Genomic DNA, 4,141 nt, shown 5'->3' with positions numbered 1-4,141 from the left:
ACCCCCATCTTTCGCCCTTTGATGAGTTTCAACAGCTCAAGCATCACCCTCTTTACGAGCAGTATCTGCGTGGTGGCTCGCGCATCAGCTACGGCGCGCGTGCCATTGCGAAAGGCGGGCTTCAGTCGTTGCCGAAGATGCACTTTCCGGGTGGTCTGCTGATTGGGTGTGATGCCGGTACCTTGAATTTTGCCAAGATCAAAGGTTCCCACACAGCCATGAAGTCCGGGCTGCTGGCGGCTGACACCATCTATGAAGCGCTTGCTGTCAATGATTCGGCCGGTCAGGATCTGGCAGCGTATGCGGGGAAATTCAGAGCGTCATCAATTTACGACGAGCTATACCAGCAGCGTAATTTTGGTCCTGCCATGCACCGATTTGGCAATCTACTCGGAGCCGCATATTCCTGGGTTGATCTGAATCTTTTGAAAGGGAAATTGCCCTGGACTTTCCACGACAAGCGCCCCGACTACTCGACTATGGCTACTGCCGATTGGGCTCCGGTTATTCACTATCCGAAACCCGACAACATACTGAGTTTCGATAAGACCTCCTCGGTCTATCTGTCGAACACAAACCACGAAGAAGATCAGCCCTGCCACCTGACGCTCAGGGACTCTGCGATCCCCATCGCTTTCAACCTGCCCACCTATGCCGAACCGGCGCAACGGTACTGTCCTGCCGGTGTGTACGAGGTTGTGGAGGATACATCAGCGAGCCGATTTCAGATCAATGCGCAGAACTGTCTGCATTGTAAAACCTGTGACATCAAGGACCCGAGTCAAAACATCATTTGGCGCGCACCCGAGGGAGGCGGGGGCCCCAACTACACCAGCATGTAGAGGAGAAAGAGTCGCTACGCGATTGAGCGACCGAAGCGTGACTAGTGCGATGCGTGGAACAAAACAATAACGAACTCAATGATCACACTGCCTTCCTTACTAGAAATCTATCGGGAGCATCATGAAAAAATTAGCGTTAGTCCTCGTCTCCGGTTTGACCTCCTTCACCGTGATGGCGCAAGAAAACCTGACGGTTGTCACATATGGCGGAAGTGTCGCGGCGGCTCAGCAACAGTCCTCGATCAAACCCTATGCCGATAAAACAGGCGTCAAGATTCGTACCGAAGATTACTCGGGAGGTATTGCCCAGCTCAAAGCTCAGGTTGAGTCGAAAAAAGTGGCCTGGGATGTAATCGATATGGAAATGCCAGATGCCGTGCGGGCCTGTAATGCCGGCCTGTTGGAGCGCATCAACCCAGCGAAAGATCTCGCCGCCGCGCCTGATGGCTCTACGGCGACGGATTTCCTGCCAGGTTCGCTGAACGATTGCGGGGTCGGTGCTTACATTTGGAGCACGGCGGTTGCCTACAACACCAATGCCTTCAAAGGACAGGCCCCCACAACACTGGCTGATTTCTTCGACCTCAAAAAATACCCCGGTAAGCGTGGCTTGCGCAAAGCGCCCCAGGCGAACCTCGAATGGGCGCTGTTAGCGGATGGTGTTCCTCGTGATCAGGTGTACGAAACACTGGAGACCGATGAGGGGCTTCAGCGTGCTTTCAAAAAGCTCGACTCGATCAAGAGCCAGGTGATCTGGTGGGAAGCTGGCGCGCAACCTCCGCAGTTGCTGGCAGATGGTCAGGTCACGATGACTTCAGCCTGGAATGGTCGGATCTGGGCCGCACAGGCGAAAGAAAAACAGCCATTCAAAATCATCTGGGACGGTCAGATGTATGACATCGATGTGTGGGCCGTGCCGGTGGGTGCACCCAATAAAGCCAAGGCCATGGATTTCCTGCGCTTCGCAACCTCGACTCAAATCATGGCTGACCAAAGTCAGTACATCGCTTATGGCCCTACACGCAAGTCGTCCCAGCCACTGGTTCACGCCGATATGAAGTCGAGTATGCCGACGGACCCGGCCAACTTTGCGACGGCATTGCAGGTTAATTCGGAGTGGTGGGGCGATCATGCTGACGAACTGAACGAACGTTTTAATGCCTGGCTTGCAAAAAGATCCTCTGAATTTAGCCGTTAAGCCGTGTGGGTAGGCTTGCCATCGAAGTACCAGATTCGGTGATGGATAGCGGCTATTAGCCGAGCTGATCAAAGGAATTGCTCTCTGCTTGGTGCACTTTGCCCGACGCTTGCGTCGGGTTTTTTTTGTTTCAGCGCAAAACAAAAAAGGTGACCTGCAAGACGCATCGACGAATAAGCTCTGCTTATCTATGTACCAAATATAGATCGTTTGTAATAGGGTATAGGGGCTTATAGCATCGGATTCCAGAGGTTTGGACTTATTCGGAGGTTGCTATGAAGGTGCTGGTGGCGGTGAAGCGTGTCGTAGACGCCAACGTCAAAGTCCGTGTCAAAGCGGATGAATCTGACGTTGAGTTAAGCAACGTAAAAATGTCGATAAACCCCTTCTGCGAAATCGCTGTGGAGGCCGCACTTCAGTTGAAGGAAAGCGGGCAGGCCAGCGAAGTCATCGCCGTATCGGTGGGCCCTGATGCTTGTCAGGAGCAGTTGCGAACCGCACTGGCAATGGGCGCAGACAGAGCCGTGCTGATCAAGACGGGTAGCGATCTGGAGCCTCTTGCGATTGCCAAGCTTCTCTACACCGTTACCCAGCGCGAAGAACCCGGCATTGTTCTCCYGGGTAAGCAATCCATTGATGGTGATAACAATCAGACCGGTCAAATGCTTTCCGCATTGATGGGCAGCGCTCAAGGCACCTTCGCTTCGCAAATCAACGTCGTCGGTGAGTGGGTCAATATCATTCGTGAGGTCGACGGTGGACTGGAAACCAGAAGCTTGCGGTTGCCCGCAGTGATCACCGCTGATCTGCGCCTGAATGAGCCACGCTACGCCTCACTTCCCAACATCATGAAAGCGAAGAAAAAACCACTGGAGGTCATTGATGCCAGCGACATCGGTGTCGATATCGCTCCTCGTTTGAAAGTCATCAAGGTCTCGGCGCCGCCTGAGCGTAAGGCAGGCATTCGTGTGAGTAGCGTTCAAGAACTGGTCGAGAAGCTGAAGAACGAAGCGGGGGTGATCTGATGGCTGTGTTATTGATTGCTGAGCACCACGAGGGGGCTCTTAAGTCGGGCACCTTGAACGCTCTTTCAGCGGCTGCGAGCCTTGGGGCCGACGTCGACGTTTTGGTAGCAGGTCAGCAAGCGGGCAGTGTCGCGGAGGCGTTGGCTGCGTTTGCAGGTGTGAGTTGCGTACTGATTTCAGATGCGCCTGAGTATGCCGATCAAGGTGTCGAGAATGTGGCCGCTCTGGTTACCGAGCTGGTGAAGACCTCGACCTATGGTCATGTCATTGCCGCCTCTACGGCGTACGGCAAAAATTTGCTTCCTCGTGTGGCTGCATTGCTGGATGTCGCCCAGGTCAGTGACGTTGTGGAAATCGTTTCCCCGAACACATTCGTTCGGCCGTACTACGCCGGTAATGCCCTGGCGACCGTTGAAAGCTCTGACGCAGTCAAGGTGCTGACCGTCCGCACCACGGCGTTTGCAGCTGCCGAACGGACGGTGGCATTGGCGCCCATCAAGGCCATTTCTGTCTCTCACGACACCGGTCTTTCCAAATTCTTGAGTGCCGATTTCAGCGTCTCTGATCGGATCGAACTGACCTCGGCCAAGATCGTCATTTCCGGTGGCCGTGGCATGGGTAGCGGCGACAACTTCGCGCTACTGGAAAAAGTCGCCGACAAGCTTGGTGCCGCAGTGGGTGCCTCTCGCGCAGCCGTCGATGCAGGTTTCGTCTCCAACGATATGCAGGTTGGCCAGACAGGCAAGATCGTGGCGCCTGACTTGTACATCGCTGTCGGCATCTCGGGTGCAATTCAACATTTGGCCGGCATGAAAGATTCCAAAATCATCGTCGCGATCAACAAGGACGAGGAGGCGCCGATTTTCCGCGTTGCTGACTACGGCCTGGTTGCCGATTTGTTCGAAGCAGTTCCGGCTCTTGAAGCTGCCCTGTCCTAAGGAGTCTGAAATGAGCGCCAAGCGTACCTATACATTCGCTTTCGATTGTCCAGACCGGGTGGGAATCATCACCCGCACGGCGGGTCTTTTCGCCAGTCATGGCGGTTGGGTTGAGGAAGCCTCGCAGTTCTCTGACGA

4 protein-coding genes are annotated in these 4,141 nt (G+C 54.5%); all 4 read left to right on the top strand.

Translation table 11 applies throughout. The features are described 5' to 3' along the window. The coding region (locus tag AC1DVH_RS27070) for an electron transfer flavoprotein-ubiquinone oxidoreductase (RefSeq protein ID WP_477756379.1) at positions 1-842 on the top strand (842 nt) is incomplete at its 5' end. 121 nt (positions 843-963) lie between these two features. Continuing rightward, the gene (locus tag AC1DVH_RS27065; protein WP_477756378.1) at positions 964-2,040 is read left to right on the top strand and encodes an ABC transporter substrate-binding protein; all 1,077 of its coding nucleotides are present in this window, start codon (positions 964-966) and stop codon (positions 2,038-2,040) included. 275 nt (positions 2,041-2,315) lie between these two features. Next, positions 2,316-3,065 (top strand): electron transfer flavoprotein subunit beta/FixA family protein, encoded by a 750-nt coding sequence (locus AC1DVH_RS27060; RefSeq protein WP_477756377.1) that lies wholly within the window; start codon positions 2,316-2,318, stop codon positions 3,063-3,065. After that, a complete protein-coding gene (locus AC1DVH_RS27055; RefSeq protein WP_477756376.1) occupies positions 3,065-4,003 on the top strand; it encodes an electron transfer flavoprotein subunit alpha/FixB family protein in 939 nt (312 codons plus the stop codon). The genes AC1DVH_RS27060 and AC1DVH_RS27055 overlap by 1 nt, the downstream gene beginning before the upstream one ends. Positions 4,004-4,141 lie beyond the last annotated feature (138 nt).

It is taken from the genome of Pseudomonas sp. P4_C3 (genome assembly GCF_056402075.1).
This window is presented reverse-complemented; position numbering and strand designations above follow the sequence as displayed.